This is a genomic window from Delftia tsuruhatensis (assembly GCF_903815225.1).
GTDB lineage: Bacteria > Pseudomonadota > Gammaproteobacteria > Burkholderiales > Burkholderiaceae_C > Comamonas > Comamonas tsuruhatensis_A.
The window spans coordinates 3561215-3582624 of record NZ_LR813084.1 but is presented as its reverse complement, the minus strand read 5'-3'; the positions used below and the strand labels follow the sequence as shown (position 1 = coordinate 3582624).

General features: G+C 67.0%; 16 protein-coding genes. 12 read left to right on the top strand and 4 right to left on the bottom strand.

Translation table 11 applies throughout. The features are described 5' to 3' along the window. The first annotated feature begins 83 nt into the window (after window positions 1-83). The 7 genes from L1Z78_RS16265 to L1Z78_RS16235 all read left to right on the top strand — a co-directional run bounded on the left by L1Z78_RS16265 (window position 84) and on the right by L1Z78_RS16235 (window position 8498). Complete coding sequence (locus L1Z78_RS16265; RefSeq protein ID WP_234637429.1) at window positions 84-1721, top strand: 3-(methylthio)propionyl-CoA ligase; 1638 nt, start codon at window positions 84-86, stop codon at window positions 1719-1721. A gap of 173 nt (window positions 1722-1894) precedes the next feature. Then, a complete protein-coding gene (locus L1Z78_RS16260; RefSeq protein ID WP_234637428.1) occupies window positions 1895-3130 on the top strand; it encodes a branched-chain amino acid ABC transporter substrate-binding protein in 1236 nt (411 codons plus the stop codon). A gap of 239 nt (window positions 3131-3369) precedes the next feature. Further along, window positions 3370-4605: a branched-chain amino acid ABC transporter substrate-binding protein gene (locus L1Z78_RS16255; RefSeq protein WP_234637427.1), complete on the top strand. Its 1236-nt coding sequence runs from the start codon at window positions 3370-3372 to the stop codon at window positions 4603-4605. Window positions 4606-4658: 53 nt separating this feature from the next. Continuing rightward, window positions 4659-5612 carry a branched-chain amino acid ABC transporter permease gene (locus L1Z78_RS16250; RefSeq protein WP_234637426.1) on the top strand — a complete coding sequence of 318 codons (954 nt, stop codon included), beginning with the start codon at window positions 4659-4661 and terminating at the stop codon, window positions 5610-5612. 2 nt (window positions 5613-5614) lie between these two features. Next, a complete protein-coding gene (locus tag L1Z78_RS16245; protein WP_234637425.1) occupies window positions 5615-6961 on the top strand; it encodes a branched-chain amino acid ABC transporter permease in 1347 nt (448 codons plus the stop codon). A gap of 3 nt (window positions 6962-6964) precedes the next feature. Then, the gene (locus L1Z78_RS16240) at window positions 6965-7792 is read left to right on the top strand and encodes an ABC transporter ATP-binding protein (RefSeq protein WP_234637424.1); all 828 of its coding nucleotides are present in this window, start codon (window positions 6965-6967) and stop codon (window positions 7790-7792) included. Window positions 7793-7802: 10 nt separating this feature from the next. Then, window positions 7803-8498, top strand: coding sequence for an ABC transporter ATP-binding protein (locus L1Z78_RS16235; RefSeq protein ID WP_234637423.1), 696 nt, complete (start codon window positions 7803-7805; stop codon window positions 8496-8498). 19 nt (window positions 8499-8517) lie between these two features. Here the strand turns inward: L1Z78_RS16235 and L1Z78_RS16230 are convergent, their stop codons facing one another. Genes L1Z78_RS16230 through L1Z78_RS16220 form a run of 3 tightly spaced genes read right to left on the bottom strand, consistent with a single transcriptional unit; the run spans window position 8518 to window position 14313 of the window. Then, window positions 8518-9984, bottom strand: a complete 1467-nt coding sequence (locus L1Z78_RS16230) for an efflux transporter outer membrane subunit (RefSeq protein ID WP_234637422.1) — start codon at window positions 9982-9984, stop codon at window positions 8518-8520. Then, a complete protein-coding gene (locus L1Z78_RS16225) occupies window positions 9974-13153 on the bottom strand; it encodes an efflux RND transporter permease subunit (RefSeq protein ID WP_234637421.1) in 3180 nt (1059 codons plus the stop codon). The genes L1Z78_RS16230 and L1Z78_RS16225 overlap by 11 nt, the downstream gene beginning before the upstream one ends. After that, the gene (locus L1Z78_RS16220; RefSeq protein WP_275444454.1) at window positions 13150-14313 is read right to left on the bottom strand and encodes an efflux RND transporter periplasmic adaptor subunit; all 1164 of its coding nucleotides are present in this window, start codon (window positions 14311-14313) and stop codon (window positions 13150-13152) included. The genes L1Z78_RS16225 and L1Z78_RS16220 overlap by 4 nt, the downstream gene beginning before the upstream one ends. A gap of 281 nt (window positions 14314-14594) precedes the next feature. Between L1Z78_RS16220 and cueR the strand changes: the two genes are divergently transcribed. Next, window positions 14595-15095, top strand: a complete 501-nt coding sequence (cueR, locus tag L1Z78_RS16215; protein ID WP_234637419.1) for a Cu(I)-responsive transcriptional regulator — start codon at window positions 14595-14597, stop codon at window positions 15093-15095. 16 nt (window positions 15096-15111) lie between these two features. After that, window positions 15112-15450: an ISC system 2Fe-2S type ferredoxin gene (fdx, locus tag L1Z78_RS16210; RefSeq protein ID WP_234637418.1), complete on the top strand. Its 339-nt coding sequence runs from the start codon at window positions 15112-15114 to the stop codon at window positions 15448-15450. An 82-nt stretch (window positions 15451-15532) separates the two neighbouring features. Here fdx and L1Z78_RS16205 read toward each other — a convergent pair whose 3' ends face one another. After that, window positions 15533-15727, bottom strand: a complete 195-nt coding sequence (locus L1Z78_RS16205) for a heavy-metal-associated domain-containing protein (protein WP_234637417.1) — start codon at window positions 15725-15727, stop codon at window positions 15533-15535. A gap of 312 nt (window positions 15728-16039) precedes the next feature. Here L1Z78_RS16205 and L1Z78_RS16200 point away from each other — a divergent pair, with 312 nt between their 5' ends. The 3 genes from L1Z78_RS16200 (at window position 16040) to L1Z78_RS16190 (ending at window position 21324) form a co-directional block, all read left to right on the top strand. Continuing rightward, window positions 16040-18151 (top strand): 3-hydroxyacyl-CoA dehydrogenase NAD-binding domain-containing protein, encoded by a 2112-nt coding sequence (locus tag L1Z78_RS16200; RefSeq protein ID WP_234637416.1) that lies wholly within the window; start codon window positions 16040-16042, stop codon window positions 18149-18151. A gap of 59 nt (window positions 18152-18210) precedes the next feature. Further along, the gene (locus L1Z78_RS16195) at window positions 18211-19386 is read left to right on the top strand and encodes an acetyl-CoA C-acyltransferase (protein WP_234637415.1); all 1176 of its coding nucleotides are present in this window, start codon (window positions 18211-18213) and stop codon (window positions 19384-19386) included. A gap of 105 nt (window positions 19387-19491) precedes the next feature. Next, window positions 19492-21324 (top strand): acyl-CoA dehydrogenase, encoded by a 1833-nt coding sequence (locus tag L1Z78_RS16190; protein WP_234637414.1) that lies wholly within the window; start codon window positions 19492-19494, stop codon window positions 21322-21324. The last annotated feature ends 86 nt before the right edge of the window (window positions 21325-21410 follow it).

The window sequence follows — 21410 nt, the reverse complement described above, 5'->3', positions numbered from 1 at the left end:
GCGGCATCGCGCACTCGGCCCTTGGCCTCTGGCGTAGCCGCAGTCCGCAGTTCACGAAGTTCAATCACCTTAGGAGCCTTTAGATGCTGGGTCTGATGCAAAGCCAACCCCTGTTGATCTCGTCGCTGATCGACTTCGCAGAACGCCACCATGGCGATGCGCAGATCGTCTCGCGCAGGGTGGAGGGCGACATCCATCGCTATACCTACCGGGACCTGGCCCGGCGTTCCCGGCAACTGGCCAATGCGCTCGATGGTCTGGGCCTGCATGCGGGCGACCGCGTGGCCTCGCTGGCCTGGAATGGCTACCGCCACATGGAGATGTACTTCGGCGTCAGCGGCTCGGGCCGCGTGCTGCATACCGTCAATCCGCGCCTGCACCCCGACCAGGTGGCCTGGATCATCAACCACGCGGAAGACCAGGTCATGTGCTTCGACCTGACCTTCCTGCCCATCATCCAGGCCGTGCATGCGCGCTGCCCCACGGTGCGCCAGTGGGTGGCCCTGTGCGATGCCGACCGCCTGCCCGCCGAGAGCGGCGTGCCGGGCCTGGTCAGCTACGAGGCCTGGATCGCCGGCCAGTCCGACCAGTACCAGTGGCCCGAGTTCGACGAGAACACGGCCTCCAGCATGTGCTACACCAGCGGCACCACGGGCAACCCCAAGGCCGTGCTCTACAGCCACCGCTCCACCACGCTGCATGCCTACGCGGCCGCCTTGCCCGACGTGATGTGTCTGTCGGCGCGCGACTCGGTGCTGCCCGTGGTGCCCATGTTCCACGTCAATGCCTGGGGCATTCCGTACTCGGCCGCGCTCACGGGCTGCAAGCTGGTGTTCCCCGGCCCGGCGCTGGATGGCAAGTCCCTGTACGAGCTGATCGAGGCCGAGGGCGTGACCTATGCGGCCGGCGTGCCCACGGTCTGGCAGATGCTGCTGGGCCACGTCAAGCCCAGCGGCCTGCGCTTCACCACGCTCAAGCGCACGGTGATCGGCGGCTCGGCCTGCCCGCCGGCCATGATCACGGCCTTCCAGGACGACTTCGGCGTGGAGGTGCTGCACGCCTGGGGCATGACCGAGATGAGCCCGCTGGGCACGCTGTGCACGCTCAAGAACAAGCAGCTCGCGCTGCCCCGGGACGAGCAGATGAAGATCCTGCAAAAGCAGGGCCGCGCCATCTACGGCGTGGACATGCGCATCGTCGGCAGCGATGGTCAGGACCAGCCCTGGGACGGCAAGAGCTATGGCGACCTGCTGGTGCGCGGCCCCTGGATCGTGGACAGCTACTACAAGGGCGAAAGCCCCCTCGTCAAGGACGAGCAGGGCCGGGGCTGGTTCCCCACGGGCGACGTGGCCACCATCGATGCCGACGGCTTCATGCAGATCACCGACCGCAGCAAGGACGTGATCAAGTCCGGTGGCGAGTGGATCAGCTCCATCGACATCGAGAACATCGCCATGGCCCATCCGGCCGTGGCCATGGCGGCCTGCATCGGCATGCCGCACCCCAAGTGGGACGAGCGACCCATCGTGGCCGTGGCGAAGAAGCCCGGCGCCGAGGTCACGCGAGAGGAACTGCTCAAGTTCTACGAGGGCAAGACCGCCAAGTGGCAGATCCCCGATGACGTGGTCTTCGTCGAGGCCATTCCGCTGGGCGCCACCGGCAAGATGCTCAAGACCCGGCTGCGCGAGCAACTGGCCGGCTACCGGCTGCCAGGGCTGTGAGCCGCAGCGGGCGGGCCGCGGGAGCGCCAGGCATGCGGGGGCATGTCCTGCCGGCGGTGGCCCGTCCGAGTCTCGTCGGCGATAGCCGCTAGGGGCAATCACCGATCGGTGCGGGGCAAGGGGGCCATTACCCTGAGCCTCGCCCGGAAACCACCAACAGAAGGAGACACTTCATGAAGTTTGCGATCAAGGCATTGACGGCATCCCTGGCCCTGGCCTGCGCCTCGGGCGCCCTGGCCCAGAAGGGCGAGACCGTGAAGATTGCGTGGATCGACCCGCTGTCGGGCCTGATGGCCGCGTTGGGCTCCAACCAGCTCAAGAGCCTGCAATACATCGCCGAGGAGCTCAACAAGAGCAATGCCTCGGGCGTGAAGTTCGAGATCATCGGCATCGACAACAAGCTCAGCCCGCAGGAAACCACGGCGGCCCTGCGATCGGCCATGGACCAGGGCGTGCGCTACGTCTTCCAGGGCAACGGCTCGGGCCCGGCCCTGGCCATCATGGACGCGCTGGAAAAGCACAACGCGCGCAACAAGGGCAAGGAGGTGGTCTACCTCAACTATGCCGCCGTGGACCCGGACCTGACCAACAGCAAGTGCAGCTACTGGCACTTCCGCCTGGACGCCGACACTTCCATGAAGATGGAGGCGCTGACCACCTACATGAAGGATCTGCCCGAGATCAAGAAGGTCTACCTGATCAACCAGAACTACTCGCACGGCCAGCAGGTCTCCAAGTACGCCAAGGAGATGCTCAAGCGCAAGCGTCCCGACGTGGAGATCGTGGGCGACGACTTCTCGCCGTTGGCCCAGGTGCGCGATTTCGCGCCCTATGTGGCCAAGATCAAGCAGTCCGGCGCGGACTCGGTGATCACAGGCAACTGGGGCTCGGACCTGGCCCTGCTGATCAAGGCCGCCAACGACGCGGGGCTGAACAACGTCAAGTTCTACACCTACTACGCCATCGCCACGGGCGCGCCCACGGCCCTGGGCTCGGCCGCGGCCGACAAGGTCTACATGGTCGGCTACGGCCACATGAACCTGCCCGGCCCCCTGGCCGGCATCACCAAGGGCTACAAGGCCAAGTTCAACGACGACATGTACACGGGCTCGCTGTACTCGGGCCTGACCATGCTGGACCAGGCCTTCCTGCGCGCCAAGACCACGGATCCGGCCAAGGTCGCGGCCACCATGGAAGGCATGAAGTTCAACAGCCTCAACGGCGAGGTCGAGATGCGCAAGACCGACCACCAGCTGCAGCAGGGCCTGTTCATCGCGCGCTGGGAGAAGGCCGGCGGCAAGTACCCGATGGATTCGGAGAACACCGGCTACACCTTCGTGCCCGTGAAGTACTACGAACCCTACGTGGCCAGCACACCGACGTCATGCCAGATGAAGCGGCCATCGTGATGGCATAGCTGTCCAGCGGACTTCGCAAGGGGCGCGAGGCGCCCCTTTCTTTTGCCTGAAATCAGGCAAAACCCGGCTTTCTGGCTCGATCGATGGCGATCTGTCGCCAATGTGCCAGGGTCTGCCGCCAAGTCGCGTGCGCGATAGTTTCTAAGGCATTCCCCGAAGGGAAATTGTCATTCAGGCGTTAGTCTGGCGCCAATACAGATATCGGAACCAACCGGAAAAGGAGACAAAAAATGAAGTGGATCGTGCATTCCCTGGCCGCCTCGGCCATGCTGGCCTGTGCCTCGGGCGCCTGGGCGCAAAAGGGCGAGACGGTGAAGATCGGCTGGATCGACCCGCTGTCGGGCCTGATGGCGGCCGTGGGCACGAACCAGCTCAAGACCTTCCAGCTGCTGGCCGAGGACTTCAACCGGAAGAACGCCTCGGGCGTGAAGTTCGAGATCATCCCGCTGGACAACAAGCTCAGCCCGCAGGAAACCACGGCCGTGCTGCGCTCGGCCATGGACCAGGGCGCGCGCTACGTGGTGCAGGGCAATGGCTCGGGCCCGGCCCTGGCCATCATGGACGCGCTGGAAAAGCACAACGCGCGCAACAAGGGCAAGGAGGTGGTCTACCTCAACTATGCCGCCGTGGACCCGGACCTGACCAACGGCAAGTGCAGCTACTGGCACTTCCGCCTGGACGCCGACACCTCCATGAAGATGGAGGCCCTGACGACCTACATGAAGGACGTCCCCGACGTCAAGAAGGTCTACCTGATCAACCAGAACTACTCGCACGGCCAGCAGGTCTCCAAGTATGCCAAGGAGATGCTCAAGGCCAAGCGACCCGACGTGCAGATCGTGGGCGACGACTTCGCGCCGCTGGCCCAGGTGCGCGATTTCGCGCCCTATGTGGCCAAGATCAAGCAGTCCGGCGCCGACACGGTGATCACGGGCAACTGGGGCTCGGACCTGTCGCTGCTGATCAAGGCGGCCAACGACGCGGGGCTGAACAACGTCAAGTTCTACACCTACTACGCCTTCGGCTCGGGCTCGCCCACTGCCATGGGCGCGGCCTCCGACGGCAAGGTCTATGTCGTGGGCTACGGCCACTACAACATGGGCGGCCCCATCCAGCCGCTGATGGCCGAGTTCAAGAAAAAGATGAACGACGACCTCACGCAAAGCTCGATCTACCACGTGTTCGCGCTGCTGGACGCCGCGTTCGCCAAGACCGGCGGCACCGATCCTGTCAAGGTGGCGGCGGCGCTGGAGGGCATGCGGATCAAGAGCTTCAACGGCGAGGTCGAGATGCGCAAGAGCGACCACCAGCTGCAGCAGGGCCTGTACATCACGCGCTGGGAAAAGGCCGGCGGCAAGAACCCCTACGACGCCGAGAACACCGGCTACACCTTCGCGCCAGTGAAGTACTACGAGCCCTACGTGGCCAGCACGCCGACTTCCTGCCAGATGAAGCGGCCATCCTGAGCCCGGCCCCGCGCCTTGTCCTGTCTCCCACGCACCGAAACCGAGGCCTTTCGATGACGCTCGAGTTCTTCACCATATCGCTGCTCAACGGCGTGAGCTACGGCCTGCTGCTGTTCATGCTCAGCTCCGGGCTGACGCTGATCTTCAGCATGATGGGCGTGCTCAACTTCGCCCACACCAGCTTCTACATGCTGGGCGCGTACTTCGCCTACACGCTCAGCGGCATCATCGGCTTCTGGGGTGCGCTGTTCGTCGCGCCGCTGCTGGTCGGCGGCCTGGGGGCGCTGTTCGAGCGCTACAGCCTGCGCCGCGTGCACAAGTACGGCCATGTGCCCGAGCTGCTCGTGACCTTCGGCCTGTCCTACCTCATCCTCGAAGTGGTGCAACTGGTCTGGGGGCGCGGCACCGTGCCCTACGGCCTGCCGCCCGCGCTGCAAGGCCCGCTGTTCACGCTGTACGGCACGCAGTTCCCGCGCTCGCGCTCCTTCGTGATGCTGGTGGCGCTGCTGATGCTGGTGGCCGTGTGGCTGCTGCTGACGCGCACGCGCATCGGCCTGGTCATCCAGGCCGCGCTCAAGAACCCCGAGATGGTGGAGGCCCTGGGCCACAACGTGCCACGCGTGTTCATGCTGGTCTTCGGCGGCGGCTGCGCGCTGGCGGGCCTGGCCGGTGTCATCGGCGGCAACACCTATGTCACGGAGCCCGCCATGGCCATGTCGGTGGGCTCCATCATCTTCGTGGTGGTGGTGGTCGGCGGCATGGGCTCGTTGGCCGGGGCCTTCGTGGCCTCGCTGCTGATCGGCATCGTGCAGACCTTCGCCGTGGCCATCGACTGGTCGCTGGCCAGCCTGCTGGCCACGCTGGGCAGCCCCGTCGGCGAGCAGACCTTCGGCTGGCCCCTGCTCAAGCTCACCATCTCCCAGGTCGCGCCCATCCTGCCCTACCTGTTCCTGGTGCTGATCCTCATCTTCCGGCCCAAGGGCCTGCTCGGCACGCGGGGGGACTGACCATGTCTTCGATCACCAAACCGACCATGAACACGACTTCGCCCAAGGCCGGCGCCGCGGCCGGGCGCCACTACAGCTTCCAGCCGCTGAACATCGCGCGCATCCTGATCTGGGGCGCCTTCGCCCTGGCCCTGATCGTGGCGCCGCTGGTGTTCACCAGCAGCCTGGCGCTGACCATGCTCAGCCAGATCGGCTACCTCATCATCATCTGCCTGTCCTACAACATCCTGCTGGGGCAGGGCGGCATGCTGAGCTTCGGCCATGCGGTCTACACGGGCCTGGGCTCGTTCATCGCCATCCATGCGATGAACAAGGCCGGCGCCGGCGACTGGAACATTCCACTGGTGCTGATTCCCGTCATCGGCGGCCTGGGCGGCATGTTCTTCGCGGCCCTGCTGGGCTATGTGACGACCAAGAAGTCGGGCACCACCTTCGCCATGATCACCATGGGTATCGGCGAGCTGGTGGCCTCGATGGCGCTGATGTTCCCCGAGTTCTTCGGCGGCGAAGGCGGCATCACCACCGACCGCGTCTACGGCAAGCCCTTCTTCGGGCTGACCTTCGGCTCGGGCATGGAGGTCTACTACCTGATAGCGGCCTACTGCTTCCTCTGCACGGCCGCCATGTTCGCCTTCACGGGAACGCCGCTGGGCCGCATGCTCAACGCCGTGCGCGACAACCCCGAGCGCGTGGAGTTCGTGGGCTACAACACCCAGCGCGTGCGCTACTTCGCCTTCATCATCGCGGGCTTCTTCGCGGGCATCGGCGGCGGGCTGGCGGCCATCAACTTCGAGATCATCACGGCCATGGACAGCGTCAGCGTCATGCGCTCGGGTTCCTACCTGCTGTTCACCTTCCTGGGCGGCGCCACCTTCTTCTTCGGGCCCATCATCGGCGCCGTGCTGCTGGTGCTGGCCTCGGTGCTGCTGTCGGAACTGACCAAGGCCTGGCTGCTGTACCTGGGTCTGGTGTTCCTGCTGATGGTGATGTACGCGCCCGGCGGCGTGGCCAGCCTGATCATGATGAACCTGCGCGTGGCGCGCTTTGGCAAGTGGCGCCGGCTGGCCCAGCCCTACATGGCGATCGCGGCCAGCGCGCTGCTGGCCATCGCCGGGGGCGCGGCCATCGTGGAGATGATCTACCACCTGCAGCTGAACGCGGCCCTGGGCCCGCAGGTCTCGTTCATGGGCGCGCAACTCGATACCAGCTCGGCATCCACCTGGACGGTGGCCATCGTGGTCTTCGTGGTGGGCATGGGCCTGCTGGAGGTGGCGCGGCGCTGGTGCCTGCGCCGCTGGGAGCGCATCCAGGAAGAGATCGAAGAAGCCATCAAGCGCGGGGAGGGCTGAGACATGTCGAGCATTGCGATGGAACAACCAGGAAAGGCCGCCGTGGCCGCTGCGGGCGAGACCGGCTACGCGCTGGAACTGCGCGACCTGTACAAGCGCTTCGGCAAGGCCGAGATCATCCGCGGCGCCCAGCTGGCCGTGAAGCCCGGCGAGCGCGTGGCCATCATCGGTCCCAACGGCGCGGGCAAGAGCACGCTGTTCAACCTGATCAGCGGGCGCTTCGAGCCCACGAGCGGCCAGGTGCTGCTCAACGGCCAGCGCATCGACGGAAAAAAGCCTTATGAAATCAATCGCATGGGCCTGTCGCGCAGTTTCCAGATCACCAACATCTTCCCCAAGCTCAGCGTCTTCGAGAACCTGCGCTGCGGCGTGCTGTGGAGCCTGGGCTACCGCTACAGCTGCTGGCGCTTCCTCTCCAAGCTGCGCGACGCCAACGCCCGCGCCGAGGAACTGATGGAGATGATCGGCCTGCACAGGAAGCGCGACACGCTCGCCGTGAACCTGACCTATGCCGAGCAGCGTGCGCTGGAGATCGGCATCACCATCGGCGGTGGCGCCGGCGTCATCCTGCTGGACGAACCCACGGCCGGCATGAGCAACAGCGAGACGGCCCACTTCATCCAGCTCATCAAGAAGGTCACCGAAGGCAAGACCCTGCTGACCGTGGAGCACGACATGGGCGTGGTCTTCGGCCTGGCGGACAAGATCGCCGTCGTGGTTTATGGCGAGGTCATCGCCTACGACACGCCCGAGGCCGTGCGCGCCAATCCGCGCGTGCAGGAAGCGTATCTCGGATCGTCAGTCGCCGATCAACAGGCAGGCGCACATTGAGGAAGCACGGATGCTGAACATCAACAACCTGCATGCCTACTACGGCAAAAGCCATGTGCTGCATGGCGTGGACTTTTCGGTGCAGCCCGGCGAGATCGTGGCGCTGCTGGGGCGCAACGGCTCGGGCCGCTCGACCACGGCCAAGGCCATCATGGGCCTGGTGCACTGGGAAGGCGCGCTGGACTGGAAGGGCCAGAGCCTGACCGGAAAGAAGGCCTACGAGATTGCCCACCTGGGCCTGGGCTATGTGCCCGAGAGCCGCGACGTGTTCCCCAACCTCACCGTGCACCAGAACCTGCTGCTGGGCCAGAAGGGAAAAGGGCGCGGCAGCCGCTGGGGCTTCGACGACATGTACGCCATGTTCCCGCGCCTGAAGGAGCGCCAGCACACCGAGGCGGGCGTGATGTCGGGCGGCGAGCAGCAGATGCTGACCCTGTGCCGCACGCTGATGGGCGATCCGGACCTGATCATCATCGACGAGCCCACCGAGGGCTTGGCGCCCAAGATCGTCGAGCTGGTGGGTGAGTACCTGCAAAAGATCAAGCAGCGCGGCGTGTCCGTGCTGCTGATCGAGCAAAAGCTCACCATCGCCATGAGCATCTCCGACCGGGCCCTGGTCATGGGCCATGGCCGCATCGTCTTCGACGGCACGCCCGACGGGCTGCGCGCGGACCAGAAGGTGCGCAAGGAGTGGCTGGAGGTGTGAGGCCTGCCTGTCCTCGCGCTCAGGGGGCGCCGGCCAGGGCGCTCGCTGCCTGCGTACGCTGCGTCCAGCCGCCGCCCAGCGATTTGTACAGATCGATCAGGTTGCCCAGGCGCGCCAGCCGCGTCTGCACCAGCGCCTGCTGCGATCCGTAGCGCGTTCGCTGCGCATCCAGCAGGCTGAGGTTGTCGTCCATGCCTTCGGCAAAGCGCTGGGCGGCCAGTGCCTCGGCCTTTTCGCTGGCGTCCACCAGCAGTTGCTGCGCCTGCATCTGCTCGTCCAGCGTGCGCTTGCCGGCCAGGCCGTCGGCCACTTCCGTGAAGGCGGCCTGTATGGCCTGCTCGTAGCTGGCGATCTCGATGCGCTGGCGCACGCGGGCCACGTCCAGTTGGGCCTGCAGTGCGCCGCCCTGGAAGATGGGCAGGCTGATGCGCGGCATGAAGCTCCAGGTGCCCGAGCCTGCGTCGAACAGATCGCCCAGGCGGGCGCTGGCCGTGCCGGCCGCGCCCGTCAGCCCGATGGTGGGGAAGAACGCCGCCCGCGCGGCGCCGATGCTGGCGTTGGCGCCGCGCAGCCGGTGTTCGGCGGCGCGCAGGTCGGGGCGGCGCGCCAGCAGGTCCGAGGGCAGGCCGGCCGGCAGGTCGGTGGGCACGATGTCGTCCGGCAGGGTCAGGGCGGCGTCGAGCCGGCTGGCCAGGTCGGGCGTCAGCGGCTGGCCCAGCAGCAGCACCAGGGCGTTGCGGTCGCGTGCCGCCTGGCGCGTGTACAGGGCCAGGTTCGCCTGCGCGGTGCGCAGGGCGATCTCGGCGCGCCGCAGGTCGATGCGGTTGGCGCTGCCGGCGTCCACCAGCTGGGCCGTCAGCGCGAAGGAGCGCTGCTGGGCCTGCAGCGTCTGCTGCGTCAGGCCCAGCAGTTCCTGGTCGGCGCGCAGCGCCAGGTAGGCGTTGGCCACTTCGGCGACCAGGCTCAACTGTGCGGCGGTGCGGGTTTCGTCCAGCGCCAGGTAGGCGGCCAGCGCCTGTTCGCCGAGGCTGCGGATGCGGCCCCACAGGTCCAGCTCCCACGAGATGGTGCCCGCCACCTGGTAGCTGCGGCGGATGTCGGCCGTCCCACTGGGGCTGAGGTCGGCCGGCAGGCGCTGGGCCGAGCTGTCCGCGCCCACGCCGACGCGCGGCAGCAGGTCGGCGCGCTGTATGCGGTACTGCGCCTGCGCGGCCTCCACGTTGAGGGCGGCCTTGCGCAGGTCGCGGTTGTTGGCCAGCGACAGGGCCACCAGCTCCTGCAGCAGCGGGTCGCGCAGGAAGTCGCGCCAGCCGATATCGGCCGTGGCCTGCGTGGCCGTGCCGGCATCGCCATAGGCGGGGCCGCTGGGGTAGTTGGCGTCGATGGGCGCTGGCGGGCGCTCGTACTGGGGAGTCAGCGAGCAGCCTGCCAGCAGTCCGGCCAGGGCCAGCAGCGACAGTTTCTGGAAGGGGCGTTCAGTCCGCATGGCGTACTCCGATCTGCTGCGCGGCCGCAGGGGGCTGTCGGCGGGTGGCCCAGCGCCTCACCAACACATAGAACACGGGCGTGAGCACCAGGCCGAACAGCGTCACACCCAGCATGCCGGCGAACACGGCGATGCCCATGGCATGGCGCATTTCGGCGCCGGCGCCGCTGGCCAGCACCAGGGGAACGACCCCGGCGATGAAGGCCAGCGAGGTCATCAGGATGGGGCGCAGGCGCAGCCGCGCCGCCTCGAGCACGGCAGTCAGCGGATCGGCGCCTTCGTCCTCCTTGGCCCGCGCGAACTCCACGATGAGGATGGCGTTCTTGGCGGCCAGCCCCACCAGCACCACGAAGCCGATCTGCGTGAAGATGTTGTTGTCGCCGCCGGTCAGCCACACCCCGGCGATCGCCGACAGCAGCGCCATGGGCGCGATCAGCAGCACGGCAAACGGCAGCGACCAGCTGTTGTACTGCGCGGCGAGGATCAGGAAGGCCAGCAGCACGGCCAGCGGGAAGATGTACAGCGCCGAGTTGCCGGCCTGCTTTTCCTGGTAGACCAGGTCCGTCCACGCGAAGGTCATGCCTTCGGGCAGGGTTTCGCGCGCGATCCGCTCCATGGCATCGGTGGCCTGGCCCGAGGAATAGCCCGGAGCCGGTCCGCCGCTGATGTCGGCCGAGGGAAAGCCGTTGTAGTGGATCACCCGGTCGGGACCGGAGCTGCGCGTGATGCGCACGAAGGCGCTCAGCGGGATCATGTCCCCGGCCGCGTTGCGCAGCTTGAGGCGGCCGATGTCCTCGGCCTGCATGCGGAACGGGGCATCGGCCTGGGCCATGACGCGGTAGGTGCGGCCGAAGCGGTTGAAGTCGTTGACGTACAGCGAGCCCAGGTTGATCTGCAGCGTCTCGAACACGTCGGTCAGCGAGATGCCCAGCGACTTGGCCTTGACCCGGTCCACGTCCACCTGCAACTGCGGCGCGTTGGTCTGGAAGCTGGCCAGCATGCCGGCCAGCTCGGGCGTCTGCATGGCCTTGGCCAGGAGGGCGCCCTGGGCCTGCACCAGGGCCTCCAGGCCCAGGCCCGCACGGTCCTCGATCTGCATCTTGAAACCGCCCATGGTGCCCAGGCCCGGCACCGGCGGCGGCGGGAACATGCCCAGGAAGCCGTCGGGGATCTGGCTGAACTTGCCCATCAGCCTGCCCGCGATGGCGTTGGCCGACAGCGAGGGGTCCTTGCGCTCGTCGAAGGGTTTGAGCATGGCGAACAGGACGGCCGAGTTGGGCACGTTCACGAAGCCGTTGATGGACAGGCCCGGGAAGGCCACCACGCTTTCCACGCCAGGCTCGGCCAGCGCGATCCCGGACATCTGCTTGACCACGGCTTCGGTGCGGTCCAGCGAGGCGCCGGTGGGCAACTGGGCGATGCCGACCAGGAAGTACTTGTCCTGGGCCGGCACGAAGCCGTCGGGCACCTGCTTGAAGCCCAGCCAGGTCAGTGCCACGAAGCCGGCATACAGCAGCAGCACGATGGCGCTGCCGCGCACCGCGCGGCGCACCGCGCCCACGTAGGCATTGGAGGCGCTGTCGAAGAAGCGGTTGAACACGCGGAAGAAGCCGCCGAACACGGCGTCCATGGCGCGCGTGAGCCCGTCGGGCCTTGCCGCGCCGTGGTGGGGCTTGAGCAAAATGGCCGACAGCGCGGGTGACAGCGTCAGCGAGTTGATGGCCGACAGGATGGTCGATATGGCGATGGTCAGCGCGAACTGGCGGTAGAACTCGCCCTGCAGGCCCGACAGGAAGGCCGAGGGGATGAAGACCGCCGCCAGCACCGAGGTGATGGCCAGGATGGGGCCGGTGACCTCGTCCATGGCCTTGCGCGCCGCGTCGCGCGGCGATTCGCCCAGGGCGATGTGGCGCTCCACGTTCTCGACCACCACGATGGCATCGTCCACGACGATGCCGATCGACAGCACCAGCCCGAACAGCGACAGCGTGTTCAGCGAAAAGCCGAAGATCTGCATCAGCGCGAAGGTGCCCACCAACGACACCGGCACGGCCACCAGCGGGATGATGGAGGCGCGCCAGGTCTGCAGGAACAGCACCACCACGATGACCACCAGCACGATGGCCTCCAGCAGCGTGATGGCCACCGATTGCAGCGAGGCACGCACGAAGACCGTGGGGTCGTAGGCGATGCGGTACTCGATGTCCTGCGGGAAGCTCTTTTGCAGCTCCTCCATCTTGGCGCGCACCGCGTTGGAGACGTCGATGGCGTTGGCGCCCGGGCTCTGGATGATCTGCATGGCCAGCGCCGGCTCGCCGTCGAGCAGGCTGCGCAGGGCATAGGCATCGGCACCCAGCGAGATGCGCGCCACGTCGCGCAGCCGCGTGACCTGGCCGTCGGCGCCGGACTGGACGATGATGTCGCCGAACTGCGCCTCGCTGGCCAGGCGGCCCAGGGTGTTGACCGTCACCTGGAAGGCCGACGAGGTATCGGGCTGCTGCCCCACCGAGCCGGCCGCGACCTGCACGTTCTGCTCACGGATGGCGGCGACCACGTCGCTGGCGCTGAGGCCGCGCGTGGCCACCTTGGCCGGGTCCAGCCACACGCGCATGGAGTATTCGCCCGCCCCCCAGGCCTGCACGTCGCCGATGCCGGGCAGGCGCGCCAGCTCGTCACGCACCTGGCGCAGGGCGAAGTTGGACAGGTACAGCGGGTCGTAGCGCTTGCCGGGCGAGACCAGGTGCACCACCATCAGCACGTCGGGCGAGGTCTTTTGCGTGACCACGCCGATGCGCTGTACCTCCGGCGGCAGCCGGGGCAGGGCACGCGAGACGCGGTTCTGCACCTGGATCTGCGCCATGTCCGGGTCCGTGCCCTGCTTGAAGGCGATGCTGATCGCCATCCGGCCGTCGGTGGTCATCTGGGAGCTCATGTAGAGCATGTTCTCCACGCCGTTGATGACCTGCTCCAGCGGCGCGGCCACGGTGTCGGCGATCACCTCGGGATTGGCGCCCGGGTAGCTGGCCGTGACCTGAACCGTGGGCGGCGTGACCGCCGGGTACTCGCTCAGCGGCAACTGCCAGAAGGCGATGGCGCCGGCCAGCAGCATCAGCAGCGACAGCACGATGGCGAAGATCGGCCGCGCGATGAAGAAGCGGGGGAAGTTCATTTGCGTGCCTCCACGGGGTCGGCGGCTGCCGAAGCGGCGGCCGCCGAAGCGGTGGCCGTCGGCTGCTGCATGGGAGTCGGGCGCGGCGTGACCTGCATGCCGGGACGCACCAAGCCCTTGAGGATGATCTTCTCGCCGCTTTTCAGGCCCTCTTCGATCACGCGCAAGCCATCCACCACCGGCCCCAGCCGCACCGGGCGGTACTGGGCCTGGTTGTCCGCTGCCACGACCAGCACATAGTTCTTGCCCTGGTCCGTGCCCACGGCCTGGTCGTCGATGAGGATGGCCTCGCGCGCGCCACCCGTGGCCAGCCGGGCCCGCGCGAACAGGCCCGGGGCCAGCTCGCCCTTGGGGTTGGGCACCACGGCGCGCGCGCGGATGGTGCCGGTGGTGCGGTCCATCCGGTTGCCCACGAAGTCGAGCACGCCCTCACGGGGAAAGCCCTCGTCCGTGACCAGCCCCAGCGCCACGCGCGGCGGCGCCTTGTCGCCGCGTGCCTCGGGACGGGCCTGGCGCACCGCCGTCAGGTAGGTGGCCTCATCGATGTCGAAATAGGCGTACATGGGGTCGACCGAGACGATGGTGGTCAGCAGCGTGGCCGCGCCCGCCGTGCCGCCGCTGACCAGGTTGCCCTCGGTCACCAGCACCCGGTCCACGCGGCCCGAGATCGGCGCCGTCACGCGCGCATAGGACAAATCCAGCCGCGCCGCGGCCACGGCGGCCTGGGCGGACTGCACCTGGGCCTGGCGCGCATTGCGCGCCGACACCGCATCGTCATAGGTCTTGCGCGAAACCGCCCCGGTGGGCGTCAACCGCTCGGCGCGTTCGAAATCGACCTGGGCCTGGCTGGCCAGCACCTGGGCCTGGCGCAGCTGCGCGGCTGCATTGTCCAGCGCCACCTGGAAAGGGCGCGGGTCGATCTGGAACAGCAGCTGGCCCTTGCGCACCAGGCTGCCCTCGGGAACGCTCACGGCCTCCACGGTGCCGCCCACGCGCGAGCGCAACTCCACCATCTTGGGCGCGGCAAGAAAGCCCGTGAACTCGGCCGATGGCGTGACCGTGCGCGTGATGACTTCGGCCACGGGTACCTGCGGCCCGGCCGGCGCGGCCGCCTGGTGCTGGTCGCCCGAGGCGTCGCGGGTGGCGAGGGCAATACCCATTACCCCAGCGATGGCGCCGGCAAGCGCGGCGATTCTGATTTTTTCACGCATGGAAGTGCCCCTTTCTCGGCTGCAGGGCACCGGAACATCCGGTGCGTCGCTGCATCGACGTGCGCAAAGGCTGGGGGTTACAACGGCGGCAAGGTCAAGCTTTGCCAAAAGAACCGCTGGCCACGAGGGCACTTGACCTTGACTCGGTGTCAAGGACCACGCTTGGCATGTTGTGAAGCCGGCCCTGCGGGGCAGGCCATGCCACAGCGCCTTGAAACAGGAGGTTGACCATGAACATCGGAGAAGCATCCAAGGCATCCCGTATCTCGGCCAAGATGATTCGCTACTACGAACAGATCGGGCTGATTCCCCCGGCGCATCGCAGTGAATCGGGCTACCGCGTCTATGGCGGGTCCGACATCCAGCGACTGCACTTCATCCGCCGCGCGCGCGACTTCGGCTTTTCGGCCTACGAGATCAAGGACCTTCTGGACCTGTGGACCGATCCATCGCGGCGCAGTGCCGACGTCAAGCGCATGGCCGAGCACCACATCGCCGCACTGGACCGGCGCATCGACGACATGCGGCAGATGGCCTCGTCGCTGAAGACGTTGACGGGCTCCTGCGCAGGCGACCAATCGCCGGACTGCTCGATCCTGCAGGGACTGCAGCAGCCAGACGACGGCAGGACAGGGCCTTTGCCGCGCACCGGCGCCGTGCCGCGTCCCAGCCGTTCACATGGCGGTGGCCCGGCATGCGAAGGCGATGACCAGTGTGTCTGTCCGCATTGATGGGAAGGCCGCAACCATGCCTCGATTGACCGTGATCGCGCACGCCGAACTGGCGCCAGAGGGGGCGGTGTTGCAGGTGCCCGCGGGCACGTCGATCTGCGAAGCCCTGCTGGAGCACGGCATCGCGATCGAACACGCCTGCGAGCAGGTCGGCGCCTGCACGACCTGCCACTGCATCGTGCGCCAGGGATTCGGCTCCTTGAACGAGGTTCAGGAGCAGGAGGAAGACATGCTGGACCGGGCCTGGGGGCTGCAGCCGCAATCGCGCCTGAGCTGCCAGGCCATCGTGGGGCGGGAGGATCTGACCGTGGAGCTTCCCCGCTACACGATCAATCACGCCAAGGAGGGCCAGTGACCCTTGCGGGGACGCCGGTACGGTGTTCGTGGCCCCGGCGGACTGCAATCCATCGGCCTTGCCGGCGGATTGCAGCGGCCTGTCATCCGTTGCTGGGTGGATAGCCCGCCTGGCGCAACGCGGTGACGATCTGCTCCTCGGTGGCGCTGGTCTGCACCTCCACCCCACGGGTCAATGGGTCCGTGGCCACCCTGGCATCCGGATCGACGGCCTTGATGGCCTTGGTCACGGAACGGGCGCAGCCGCCGCAGGTCATGTCTTCAAGAAAAAACTGCATGGAAAGCTCCTTGGGGGTTGAGGGTCCATGCAGTCTGGGCATTGCTACCGTGGGAAGGTCAAGTCTCTCAACCTGGATTTCCCTGTCGGTATAAACACTGGAGCCTCGGTGTCCGCATGCCTTTGCGAGATGGCCTCCCCGTAAGCTGGCGCGGGCGCGGACCCCGGTGCGCCCGGTTGGACGCTGCAGCGCAGCAAAACTTGTCCCGACCGGGACAGCTGGCGCTGCCAACGGCATGGCGCTGCCGGCCAAGCCTTCCTAGAATGGAAAAAGCACGTCCGTACTATTTGCTTAAACCTCAGGAGACATCGCATGACGGCTGAATACAAGGTCGACGGCTCGGTTGCCGTGATCACGCTCAACAATCCTCCCGTCAACGGCCTGGGCCTGTCCACGCGCCGCGGCATCGTCGAGGGCCTGGACAAGGCCCAGGCCGATCCGGCCGTCAAGGCCATCGTCATCACGGGTGCCGGCAAGGCTTTCTCGGGCGGTGCCGACATCAACGAATTCGGCAAGGAAGAGGCCTACCGCGAGCCCCACCTGGTCTCGTTGATCAATTCCCTGGACCAGGGCACCAAGCCCGTGGTCGCCGCCATCCACACCGTCTGCATGGGCGGCGGCCTGGAGCTGGCCCTGGGCTGCCACTACCGCGTGGCGGCGCCTGGCACCCTGGTGGCCCTGCCCGAAGTCAAGCTGGGCCTGCTGCCGGGTGCCGGCGGCACGCAGCGCCTGCCGCGCGTGCTGGGCGTGGAAACCGCGCTGAACATGATCGTCAGCGGCGAACCCGTCAAGAGCGAGCTGCTGGCTTCCATCCCTGGCCAGAAGCTGTTCGACAAGATGGCCGCCTCGGCCGAGTCCCTGCTGGCCGAGGCCAAGGCCTTCGCGCTGGAAGTGGCCGACAAGCATGCGGCAGGTGGCCCGCTGCCACGCGTGCGCGACCTGCCCTGCAAGCACCCCCAGGGCGATGCCTACTTCCAGTTCGCGCGCAACATGGTCAAGGGCATGGCCAAGAACTACCCGGCCCCGGCCCGCTGCGTGGACACGGTGGAGAACGCCGCGCGCAAGAAGTTCGACGAAGGCATGGCCCTGGAGCGCGAAGCCTTCATGCAGCTGATGTGGTCGCCCGAGTCGCGCGCGCTGCGCCACCTGTTCATGGCCGAGCGCGCGGCCTCCAAGATCGCCGACGTGCCCTCGGACACGCCCGTGCGCGAGATCAAGACCGTGGGCGTCATCGGTGCCGGCACCATGGGCGGCGGCATCTCCATGAACTTCCTGAACGCGGGCGTTCCCGTGACCATCCTGGAGACCAAGCAGGAAGCGCTGGACCGTGGCGTGGCCACCATCCGCAAGAACTATGAAGCCCAGGTCAAGAAGGGCAAGCTCACCCAGGAGAAGTACGACCAGCGCATGGCCCTGCTGAGCACCACGCTGTCGTATGACGCGCTCAAGAATGCCGACCTCATCATCGAGGCCGTGTTCGAGGAGCTGGGCGTCAAGGAAACCGTGTTCAAGCAGCTCGACCAGGTCGCCAAGCCCGGCGCCATCCTGGCCTCCAACACCTCCACGCTGGACGTGGACAAGATCGCCGCCTTCACCCAGCGCCCGCAGGACGTGGTGGGCATGCACTTCTTCAGCCCCGCCAACGTGATGAAGCTGCTGGAAGTGGTGCGCGGCAAGCACACGGCCAAGGACGTGCTGGCCACCGTGATGAAGCTGGCCAAGAAAATCAAGAAGACCGCCGTGGTCTCGGGCGTGTGCGATGGCTTCATCGGCAACCGCATGATCGAGCAGTACTCGCGCCAGGCCGGTTTCCTGCTGGACGAAGGCGCCACGCCCGCCCAGGTGGACAAGGCCATCGAGAAGTTCGGCTTCGCCATGGGACCGTTCCGCATGGGTGATCTGGCCGGCAACGACATCGGCTGGGCCATCCGCAAGCGCCGCGCCGTCGAGCGCGCCGACATGAAGTACAGCCGCACGGCCGACAAGCTGTGCGAGCTGGGCCGTTTCGGCCAGAAGACGGGCGCGGGCTGGTACGACTACCAGGCCGGCAAGCGAGACGCCATCCCGTCCGAGCTGGTCAACCAGATGATCGAGTCGCACCGCAAGGAGCTGGGCATCACCCCGCGCAAGATCTCCGACGAGGAAATCGTCCAGCGCCTGGTCTTCGCCCTGGTCAACGAAGGCGCCCACATCCTGGAAGACGGCATCGCCGGCAAGTCGGGCGATATCGACATGGTCTACCTGACCGGCTATGGCTTCCCCATCTGGCGCGGCGGCCCCATGCACTACGCGGGCGAGGTCGGGCTGTTCAACGTGGTCCAGGCCATGAACCGCTTCGCCAAGAACCCCCACGACGACGCCCAGTTCTGGCAACCCGCGCCGCTGCTGGCGAAGCTGGCGGCCGAAGGCAGGCAATTCAGCTGAGACGCGCGGCACACGAACGCCTTGCGAACCCACGCAAACCCGCCATACAAGGAATATCCATGACATCCGCCGTGATCGTTTCCACCGCCCGCACGCCCCTGGCCAAGAGCTGGAAGGGCGCCTTCAACATGACCCATGGCGCCACGCTGGGCGGCCATGCCGTGCAGCACGCCGTGCAGCGCGCAGGCGTCGACCCTGCCGCCGTCGACGACGTGATCATGGGCTGCGCCAACCCCGAAGGCGCCACCGGCATGAATATCGCGCGCCAGATCGCGCTCAAGGCCGGCCTGCCCATCACCACCTCGGGCATGACCATCAACCGCTTCTGCTCCTCGGGCCTGCAGACCATCGCCACCGCCTCGCAGCGCATCATCGCTGGCGAAGGCGACGTCTACGTGGCCGGCGGCGTGGAGTCCATCTCCTGCGTGCAGCAGGAAATGAACCTGCACATGATCCAGGACCTGGCCCTGGCCAAGCAAAAGCCCGAGATCTACTGGAGCATGCTGCAGACCGCCGAGCAGGTCGCCAAGCGCTACGGCATCGGCCGTGACGCCATGGACGAATATGGCGCCGCCAGCCAGCAAAAGGCCTGTGCGGCCCAGGCTGCCGGCCTGCTGGATGCCGAGATCGCCCCCATCACCGTGACCATGGGCGTAGCCGACAAGGTGCGCGGCCTGATCACCAGGGAAGTGACCTGCAGCCGGGACGAAGGCACGCGCGAGGGCACGACCAAGGAAGGCATCTCGGGCATCCGGCCCGCGCTGCCCGGCGGCGTGATCTCGGCCGGCAATGCCAGCCAGTTCTCCGACGGCGCGGGCGCCTGCGTGGTGGTCAGCGAGGACTATGCCTCGCGCAACAATCTCCAGCCCATCGGCCGTTTCCTGGGCTTTGCCGTGGCCGGCTGCGAGCCCGACGAAATGGGCATCGGCCCCGTCTTCGCCGTGCCCAAGGTGCTCAAGAAGCTGGGCCTGACGGTGCAGGACATCGACCTGTGGGAGCTCAATGAAGCCTTTGCCGTGCAGGTGCTGTACTGCCGCGACAAGCTGGGCATCCCCAACGATCGCCTCAACGTCAACGGCGGCGCCATTGCCCTGGGCCATCCCTATGGCGTGTCGGGCCAGCGCCTGACGGGCCATGCCCTGATCGAAGGCAAGCGCCGCGGTGCCAAGCGCGTCTGCGTGACCATGTGCATCGGCGGCGGCATGGGTGCCGCCGGCGTGTTCGAAGTGCTGTAAACCCCGGTGGCGGCTGCGGCCGCCACCGCCTGTTCCCGTTCCTCCTGTTGGCCGCAAGCGCTCCATTGGCGGCGCCTGTGGCCTTTTTTTGATCCGGACCCCACCATGCGCCTGCGTTCCACCGTCGATTTCCTGCTCTATGACTGGCTGCGCGCCGATGCGCTGGGCGAGCGCGAGCGCTTTGCCGACCATTCGCGCGACACCTTCGATGCCGTGCTCGATACCTGCGAGCGCATCGCCCGCGAGAAATACGCCCCCTTCAACCGCACCGTGGACATGCAGGAGCCGCAGTTCGACGGCGAAAAGGTCATCCTGCCGCAGTGCACCCACGATGCGCGCCAGGCCTATGCAGACTCGGGCATGCTCAGCGCGGCCCAGGACTACGACATCGGCGGCATGCAACTGCCCTATACGGTGGAGGCGGCGGCCAACAGCTTCTTCGCGGCGGCCTCCATCAGCATCGGCTCCAACATGCTGACCTCGGGCAATGCCAACGCCATCATGGCCCACGGCACGGACATGCAAAAACAGGTCTTCGCCACCAATGAATTCAATGGCCGCTGGGCCGGCACCATGTGCCTGTCCGAGCCCCAGGCCGGCTCGTCGCTCAGCGACATCGCCACGCGCGCCGAGCCAGACGGCGCAGACTTCGAGGGCGACGTGCTGGGACCGCGCTACCGCTTGAAGGGCAACAAGATGTGGATCAGCGCGGGTGACCACGAACTGACCGAGAACATCGTGCACCTGGTGCTGGCCAAGATTCCCGGCCCCGATGGCAAGCCCGTGCCGGGCGTGCGCGGCATCTCGCTGTTCATCGTGCCCAAGAAGCTGGTGGACACCGAAGGCCGGCTGACCGGCGAGCGCAACGACGTGGCCCTGGCCGGCCTCAACCACAAGCTGGGCTGGCGCGGCACGACGAACACGCTGCTGAACTTTGGCGAAGGGCGCTTTCCCGTGCGCGGCGGTGCCGGCGCCATCGGCTATCTCGTCGGCAAGCCCGGTGAAGGCCTCAAGTGCATGTTCCACATGATGAACGAGGCGCGCATCTCCATCGGCATGGCCGCCACCATGCTGGGCATGGCCGGCTACCACGCCAGCCTGGACTATGCGCAAAGCCGGCCGCAGGGCCGTCCCATCGGAGCAGGGGGCAAGGATGCCACGCGCCCCCAGTCGCGCATCATCGAGCATGCCGACGTCAAGCGCATGCTGCTGGCCCAGAAGTCCTACTGCGAGGGCGCGCTGGCGCTGAACCTGTTCTGTGCTCGGCTGGTCGACGAGCAGCACACGGGCACGCCCGAATCCGTGGCCGAGGCCCGGCTGCTGCTGGAGGTGCTCACCCCCATCTCCAAGAGCTGGCCCAGCGAGTTCTGCCTGGAGGCCAACTCCCTGGCCATCCAGATCCACGGCGGCTACGGCTACACGCGCGACTTCCCCGTCGAGCAGTACTGGCGCGACAACCGCCTGAACATGATCCACGAGGGCACGCACGGCATCCAGGCCATGGATCTGCTGGGCCGCAAGGTGCTGATGGAAGGCGGCAAGGGCCTGCAGCTGCTGGCCACACGCATCAACGACACCATCCAGCGTGCCATGGCCCGGCCCGAGCTGGCCGGCCATGCCAACGAGCTGGCCCAGGCCCTGCAGGCCGTGGGCGCCGCCACCAAGGCCGCCTGGGCCACGGACGACCCGCAGGAAGCCCTCGCCAACGCCGTGCCCTACATGCAGGCCTTTGGCCACATGGTGCTGGCCTGGACCTGGCTGGACGTGTCCCTGGCCGTGCTGGCCAGGGATGCCGCCCTGGCCACGCCCGCCAACGCGGGCCGCATCGCGGCCATGCGCTATTTCTTCCGCTACGAGCTGCCCAGGATCGGTGCCTGGCTCCAGGTCGTGCGCGAGCGCGACATGACCTGCGCGCAGATGGCGGAAGAGGCGTTCTGAGGCAGGCTGGGGGATGTGCTGGAGAGCCGCGAATCGAGTGCAGCGGTTCACGCTGCGCTTCTTCTCCGGGCCGTCCCCGGGTGAAA

What these genes read in the sequence shown, in the direction of transcription:
- L1Z78_RS16235 (WP_234637423.1), top strand. Translation starts at nt 7,803, where the DNA reads ATGCTGAACATCAACAACCTGCATGCCTACTACGGCAAAAGCCATGTG.
- L1Z78_RS16190 (WP_234637414.1), top strand. Translation starts at nt 19,492, where the DNA reads ATGCGCCTGCGTTCCACCGTCGATTTCCTGCTCTATGACTGGCTGCGC.
- fdx (WP_234637418.1), top strand. Translation starts at nt 15,112, where the DNA reads ATGCCTCGATTGACCGTGATCGCGCACGCCGAACTGGCGCCAGAGGGG.
- L1Z78_RS16195 (WP_234637415.1), top strand. Translation starts at nt 18,211, where the DNA reads ATGACATCCGCCGTGATCGTTTCCACCGCCCGCACGCCCCTGGCCAAG.
- L1Z78_RS16240 (WP_234637424.1), top strand. Translation starts at nt 6,965, where the DNA reads ATGTCGAGCATTGCGATGGAACAACCAGGAAAGGCCGCCGTGGCCGCT.
- L1Z78_RS16230 (WP_234637422.1), bottom strand. Translation starts at nt 9,984, where the DNA reads ATGCGGACTGAACGCCCCTTCCAGAAACTGTCGCTGCTGGCCCTGGCC.
- L1Z78_RS16255 (WP_234637427.1), top strand. Translation starts at nt 3,370, where the DNA reads ATGAAGTGGATCGTGCATTCCCTGGCCGCCTCGGCCATGCTGGCCTGT.
- L1Z78_RS16225 (WP_234637421.1), bottom strand. Translation starts at nt 13,153, where the DNA reads ATGAACTTCCCCCGCTTCTTCATCGCGCGGCCGATCTTCGCCATCGTG.
- L1Z78_RS16245 (WP_234637425.1), top strand. Translation starts at nt 5,615, where the DNA reads ATGTCTTCGATCACCAAACCGACCATGAACACGACTTCGCCCAAGGCC.
- L1Z78_RS16205 (WP_234637417.1), bottom strand. Translation starts at nt 15,727, where the DNA reads ATGCAGTTTTTTCTTGAAGACATGACCTGCGGCGGCTGCGCCCGTTCC.
- L1Z78_RS16260 (WP_234637428.1), top strand. Translation starts at nt 1,895, where the DNA reads ATGAAGTTTGCGATCAAGGCATTGACGGCATCCCTGGCCCTGGCCTGC.
- L1Z78_RS16250 (WP_234637426.1), top strand. Translation starts at nt 4,659, where the DNA reads ATGACGCTCGAGTTCTTCACCATATCGCTGCTCAACGGCGTGAGCTAC.
- L1Z78_RS16265 (WP_234637429.1), top strand. Translation starts at nt 84, where the DNA reads ATGCTGGGTCTGATGCAAAGCCAACCCCTGTTGATCTCGTCGCTGATC.
- L1Z78_RS16200 (WP_234637416.1), top strand. Translation starts at nt 16,040, where the DNA reads ATGACGGCTGAATACAAGGTCGACGGCTCGGTTGCCGTGATCACGCTC.
- cueR (WP_234637419.1), top strand. Translation starts at nt 14,595, where the DNA reads ATGAACATCGGAGAAGCATCCAAGGCATCCCGTATCTCGGCCAAGATG.
- L1Z78_RS16220 (WP_275444454.1), bottom strand. Translation starts at nt 14,313, where the DNA reads ATGGGTATTGCCCTCGCCACCCGCGACGCCTCGGGCGACCAGCACCAG.